The organism is Streptomyces sp. CB01635 (assembly GCF_002803065.1).
In the GTDB taxonomy this organism is placed as follows: Bacteria; Actinomycetota; Actinomycetes; order Streptomycetales; family Streptomycetaceae; genus Streptomyces.
This window is the reverse complement of the sequence record NZ_NNBL01000045.1, coordinates 39,982-45,981: the sequence shown is the minus strand read 5'-3', so window position 1 is coordinate 45,981 and position 6,000 is coordinate 39,982. Positions and strand designations below refer to the sequence as shown.

The window sequence follows — 6,000 nt, the reverse complement described above, 5'->3', positions numbered from 1 at the left end:
CTGCCTCACCACCACCGGCCTGACCATCGCTCCACCGACCTCACCCTGAAAACCTCAGTAATAGGACTCCGTTAGGTCTGTCTTGATCTAGGTGTTGGGGTCCTGGTGGGGAGGGGCTGGTGGCAGGTCGTGCAGGTACCGGTCCAACACCTCAGGATGTCTTGGAGGGCGTCGAGGGTCTGGTAGAGGGTGAGTGCGGTCCAGGTGCTTTTGGGGCCAGACGCTGTTCGGTAAGAAACGCGTGGGCCGCGGTCACGAGGGTGACGTGGTGGTGCCAGCCGGGCCAGGACCGGCCTTCGAAGTGGTCCAGGCCCAGTCCGTGCTTGAGTTCGCGGTAGTCGTGCTCGATGCGCCAGCGAACCTTGGCCAGACAGACCAGGCCGGCGATCGGAGTGTCGGCCGGCAGGCTGGACAACCAGTAGTCGGTGGGAGCCTCGGCATGTTCGGGCCATTCGACCAGCAGCTAGCAGTCGGGCAGGATGCCGTCCCACCAGCCCTGTTCGGCCGAGGCGGCGACCCGAATGGGACGTTCGACGGCGTTGCCGGCAGGGCGGACGCGCACGGCGGCGAAGCGGGAACGTAGCTCGCCGCGCGAGCCCTGACGCCAGGTGAGGGAGGTGAACGCCTCTGGCCCGAGACCGGTGGCAAGGGCTACCACTGAGGGTGCGGGGTGGCGGTAGCGGGGCTGAGGCCAGCAGCCGACAGGGCCCTTGCGGTCCGGAGCTGTCGGTTTGGCGTCGAATGGGTGGGCGGTCACATCCGCGCGGACGGCCAGCATGTAGTCGATTCCCCGCTCTGCCAGGCCGGCCCGAAAGCGGGCGTTTGTGCCGTAGGCGGCGTCGGCCACCACGACCGGCGGCCTCATGCCCCAGCCGGCCAGCGTGTCGAGCATGTCCAGAGCCAACCGCCACTTTTCGCGGTGCCCGGCCTCGGGCGGGATGCGGGTAACGGTCCTGCGGTCCGTGTCCGCCGCCCACTCCTTGGGCAGGAACAGTCGCCACTGCAGTGGGCAGGAGGCCGTGTCACTGGCGCAGTGGACGCTGACCGCGACCTGGCAGTTGGCGCGTTTACCCAGGGCTCCGCAGTACTGCGGAGCCACGGCGACCGACATTCTTCCGTCCTTGGGCAACGACACATCGTCGATCACCCAGGCCGTCGGGTTGACCAGCGGCAGCATGCGTTCGCAGATCCGGCGCTGCACCGGCACCGGGTCCCAGCTGGACTGGTTCACGAACTGCTGCAGGTTCTGTTCGTTGCCGTCCGGCAGCCGCGAGGCCATGGCCTGGATCGACTTGCGGCGGCCGTCCAGCATCAGTCCCCGCAGGTAGCAGTCGCCTTTGGCTCGTTGATCCTTGCGCGGTACCGACGCGAACACGTCAGCCACGTATAACGCCAACTTCGCCCGGACACGGTTCACTTCATGTGCGTCCATCCATCCAACATGCCCAGAAAGAGGCCGAGCCGAAAGACCTAACGGAGTCCTACTAAGGATTGGAATCCATTGGATCGCAACCCTGGATTGCACCCCTTTTCACCCATGTGGGCGATTCGGTCCATTGGATCGGCACAGGGCGGGACAATCGACCGATTCCGCCCCCTCGGTTAAACGGATTACCGATCTCGCCCCGAACGCGCGGCGCGGTTCCTACTCGCCCCCAGCGCTGGAGCGAGTTCGGCGAGTCAGCTTTCGCCATGGCCGCAACACACGAAAGCGTCGCGCCCTGAGCAGGTCGAGGGCGAGGTCCTCCAGTGCCGTGACCTCGCGGTGGTGGTCGTCCAGCTCACCGAAGATGCTGGCGGCGCGAGTGTGGGCGTCGATGGCCTCCTCGAACCGCCGCGACTCACGCAAGGCGGTGCCCAGGTTGCTGAGCGCTGTGCCTTCGTCGTGGCGGTCGCCGAGTTCCCGGCAGATCGCCAGGTCCTGGGTGAAGGCGTCGATGGCCTCCTCGAACCGCCGCACCTCACCCAAGGTGGCGCCCAGGTTGCTCAGCGCACCGCCCTCGCGGTAGCGGTCGCCCAGCTCACGGAAGATATCAACGGCGCGGGTGAAGGCGTCGATGGCCTCCTCGAACCGCCGCACCTCTAGCAGGTCGAGGCCGAGGTTGCCCAGTGCCTGACTCTCGCGGTGGCGGTCGCCCAGCTCACGGAAGATATCAAGGGCGCGGGTGTGGAGGTCGATAGCGTCCTCGAACTGCCGCATCATGCGTAGGAGTAGGCCGAGGTTGTTCAGCGCCTTGCCTTCGCCGTCGCGGTCGCTGAGCTCCCGGCAGATCGCCAGGTCCTGGGTGAAGGCGTCGATGGCCTCCTCGAACCGCCGCACCTTGCGCAGGGTGAGGCCGAGGTTTCCCAGTGCCGTGCCTTCTCCAAGGCGGTCGCCCAGCTCACGGGAGATATCAATGGCGCGGGTGAAGGTGCCGATAGCGTCCTCGAACCGCCGTACCTCGCGCAGGGTGAGACCGAGGTTGTTCAGCACACCGCCCTCGCGGTGGCGGTCGCCCAGCTCACGGAAGATATCAACGGCGCGGGTGAAGGCGTCGATAGCGTCGTCGAACCGCCGCACCCGGTACAGGGCGCCGCCGAGGTTCCCCAGTGCCGTGCCTTCGTTATGGCGGGCGCCGACTTGGCGGGCCATGGTGACGGCGTGGTGTCCGGTGGCGATGGCGTCTTGGAAGTAACGGCGCCGATCCAGGTAGACAGCCAGGCCTGCGGCCAGGGAGCCGGTGGTGCGGGAGTGGCCCATGCCGGCCGCTGCGGTGAGGTTGGGGCGCTCGGCATCCAGCCAGGTCAGAGCTGCGGTGCGGTCGGAGAAGCGCTCGGGTACAGGCTGACCAGGCAGGGCGCGCAGGTGAGCGTCGGCCGCCTCGGTGACGGTGCAGTAGTGCTCCAGGAGGCGTTGGAGGGCCCGGTCGTTGTCGTGGTGATGGTTAAGGTCGGCGGCGTAGAGGTTGATCAGGTCGTGCATACGCCAGCGGCCGGAACCGATGGGGGCTTCACTGATCAGGCTGGTGCGGGCAAGAGCGGCCAGGCTTTCCCGGGTCTGCCGGGCAGCCTGGCCGCTGAGGGCGGCGGCGGCCTCGGTGGCCAGGTCGGGGCCAGGATTGAGGGCCAGCAGTCTAAACAGCAGCGCGTGCCGGTCCTCCAGGCGCCGGTAGGACAGGTCGAAAGCGGCCCGGACCGCCGGTGAGCGCCCGTCGCCGTCTTGGTAATGGAGGGCCTCCAGCCGGTTGCGGGTATTGGCGAGGTCGTCGGCCAGGGTGGCAATGGGCAGTCCGGGATCGTCGGCGAGCTGAGCGGCGGCGATCGTCAGCGCTAGTGGCAGGTGGCCACAGTGCTCGGCCACCTGCTCCAGCGCCCGCGGCTCCTTTCCTGGGCGCGGGTCGCTGGGACGGGTGCGGGTGAGGGTGTTGGTGATGAGGGAGGCTGCCTGCCGAGGGGCGAGCTGGTCCAGGGGGATCAGGCGGGTCGGAAGGTTGGGGCCGGTCAGAGCATCGCGGGAGGTGGCCAGCAGCCGGTGTCCCGGGTGCGAGGGGACCAGCGGCAGCAGTTGGCCGGTGGTGGAGGCGTCGTCGGCAAAGACCAGGACCGGACCGTGCTCCTCGGCGCGCCTGGCTAGCTCCGACTGGTACAGGCTGGCCTGTTCTTCGACCGTAGGTGGCAGATCGTGGTCCCGGATACCCAGGGCACGCAGCAGTGCCTCCAGGGCCTGCCCGGCGCTGACCGCCCCGGCGGGGGCGTAGCCGCGCAAGCCCAAGAACAGCGTCCCGCCGGCGAAGAGGCCGTTGGTGATGGCCTGGTGTGCGGTGTGCAGGGCAAGGGCGGTCTTGCCGATACCCGCCAGCCCGGTCACCACCACCGTCCCCGGCCCCTGCCCGCCCGGGGCCATGGCGGCTAGGAGCTCATCGGCGTGCGTCGTGCGGCCGATCAGGTGAGGGACGGGCGGCAGGGCAGCCAGAGCTTGCGGCGCGGGCCCGCTGCCGGGCCCCCAGACTGCAATGTGCTGGTCCCCGGCAACCTGCGTCACTTGCCCGTGCTCGGATGCGGTCGCCTGCTGCGTTACGCGGTCAGGGACACGGTCGCTACTCACGTCTCCCGGCCTGCGGCTGGTGCCGCCGGTCACGGGGCGCCCGGCCCACTGGTGTAGTCGTCGCCGCCAGTCTGCCGAATCTGGCCGTGACCCGACGCCTCCGCATCCAACCGCACGCTGCCCGGAACCGCCCGGCTCGGCCCGCTAGGCCGCCCACGATGGCCACCCACCTGGTCGACCCGACCCTGATCAGCCACCCGCCCCCTCACACTGCGCCCACTCGGCGGCTGCCCGGGGGACACTTCGCGACCCGCCCACCAGCCCGTCGCCATCACAACCGCACTGGCCACAACGGCAGCGAACCCGGCCGCTACCCCCCACCGCTCCGCCTCCCCCTCAGGCAACCAGCCCCACGACACAGATTGCGCCACCCACAGAAACACCCAGAACGTGGCCCCCGCTGTTACCGCTACCACCAACCACCGCAACCACCGCATCAACCCGGCTCCCCTCCCCTGTAACCCGCGACGACCAGATCGCCACCAGACTGCCATTCAAGAGCAGCAGAGTGGACCGTTTTCGCCCCCTGGACTCCTATGGAATGAGGTCGGCTCGCATTGCAGAGCGCAGTTCCTTGACAGCCCTCTTGTAGGCATCCATGCCGGCTACCTCGTCGGGCGAACCCTCGCGATGACCTGCCGCCAGACAGTCTCGGTACTCCCGGACGCGGTCCACAGCTTGGTCGGCCTTCGCAAGGACGTCATCGGTGGCGATGATCATGACCTGCTCTCGAAATGAGTAGAGGCCCGTCCCGTGCACCGCGGCCCTTAGCGCCTCAGGGAGGTCGATCGAGGAGTCATGGCGATCACCGAGTCCCAGCACCCACAGAGACTCGGCCGCTTCGTTCAGCGCAGTCAGAAATTGTCCGTACAACTCCTGTCTGCTGCTCGTAGCCCGCTGACGCAGTTCGCGAGCCCATCGCAGCCTGTCGGCTCCGAGAGTGGATCCCACGCCGATCACCGCACCCACCAAGGTGGGTAGCAAAGTCCCCCAGTCCATGGGGGCACCGTAGATCCAACCGCTCACTACGGGAATGGGGGACTGTTTTAGGGACTGTAAGAGGTCCTAACAAAGGCGTTGGACGTGGCGGTGGGTGATGAGGCAGGTGGCGATGCCGAGGAAGGCCTCGTGGATGTCGTCGCGTCTTTCCCAACGAATGCGCAGGCGGCGGAAGCCGTGCAGCCAGGAGATCGTCCGCTCGACGACCCAACGAAAGACGCCCAGACCGGTGCCGTGCGGCTGACCGCGTTCGGCGATCACGGGGCGGATGCCACGTGCCCGCACCAGGCGCCGGTATTTGTCGTGGTCGTAGCCGCGGTCAGCGAAGAGCAGATCGGGCCGACGCCGTGGCCGGCCGACGACACCGCCGATGGCAGGAATCTTGTCGAGCAGGGGCAGCAACTGCGTGACGTCATTGCGGTTTCCACCGGTCAGTGACACCGCGAGCGGTATGCCCTGCCCGTCGGTGATGACGTGGTGCTTGCTGCCCGGACGTGCGCGGTCGACCGGACTGGGCCCGCTTTTGGGCCCCGCCGGGCCGCCCGGACGTGGGAAGAGTCGATCACCGCCCGAGACCAGTCCAGCTGGTTCTTCGACCGCAGTTCCTTCAGCAGCACCACATGGAGCTGGTCCCACACGCCGGCCTCGTTCCAGGCGGCCAGGCGCCGCCAGCAGGTCATGCCTGATCCGAAGCCCAACTCCTGGGGCAGGTATTCCCATTGGATGCCGGTGTGCAGGACGAACAGGATCCCGCAGAACGCCTGCCGGTCCGGCACCCGCGGTCGGCCCTCGACCAGCTTCGGGCTCGGCTTGGGCAGTAACGGCTCGATGAGCGACCACAGTTCGTCCGACACGATCCATGGCCGCGACTGACGTTTCCCCATGAACGGACCCACGACCCGATAAGCCAACAGTCA

The 6,000-nt window shown here is 67.8% G+C and carries 3 protein-coding genes and 1 pseudogene; all 4 read right to left on the bottom strand.

Going from position 1 to position 6,000, the window contains the following annotated elements; translation table 11 throughout:
• Window positions 1-151: 151 nt before the first annotated feature.
• The 4 genes and pseudogenes from CG723_RS44305 to CG723_RS44285 all read right to left on the bottom strand — a co-directional run bounded on the left by CG723_RS44305 (window position 152) and on the right by CG723_RS44285 (window position 5,967).
• A pseudogene (locus CG723_RS44305) lies at window positions 152-1,432 on the bottom strand (IS701 family transposase).
• Between the two features lie 213 nt (window positions 1,433-1,645).
• Complete coding sequence (locus tag CG723_RS44300) at window positions 1,646-4,021, bottom strand: tetratricopeptide repeat protein (protein ID WP_159032704.1); 2,376 nt, start codon at window positions 4,019-4,021, stop codon at window positions 1,646-1,648.
• 597 nt (window positions 4,022-4,618) lie between these two features.
• On the bottom strand, window positions 4,619-5,083 hold the full coding sequence (locus tag CG723_RS44290; RefSeq protein ID WP_100599228.1) for a hypothetical protein: 465 nt from the start codon (window positions 5,081-5,083) through the stop codon (window positions 4,619-4,621).
• A 66-nt stretch (window positions 5,084-5,149) separates the two neighbouring features.
• Window positions 5,150-5,967, bottom strand: a protein-coding gene (locus tag CG723_RS44285) for an IS5 family transposase (RefSeq protein ID WP_234374858.1) whose coding sequence is annotated in 2 segments (ribosomal slippage) — window positions 5,150-5,616 and window positions 5,616-5,967 — 819 coding nt in all. Because the reading frame shifts where the segments join, the coding sequence is not laid out codon by codon here.
• Window positions 5,968-6,000 lie beyond the last annotated feature (33 nt).

Excerpts from the sequence above, each read along its gene's own strand:
- CG723_RS44290 (WP_100599228.1), bottom strand. The coding sequence starts at position 5,083 with ATGGACTGGGGGACTTTGCTACCCACCTTGGTGGGTGCGGTGATCGGC.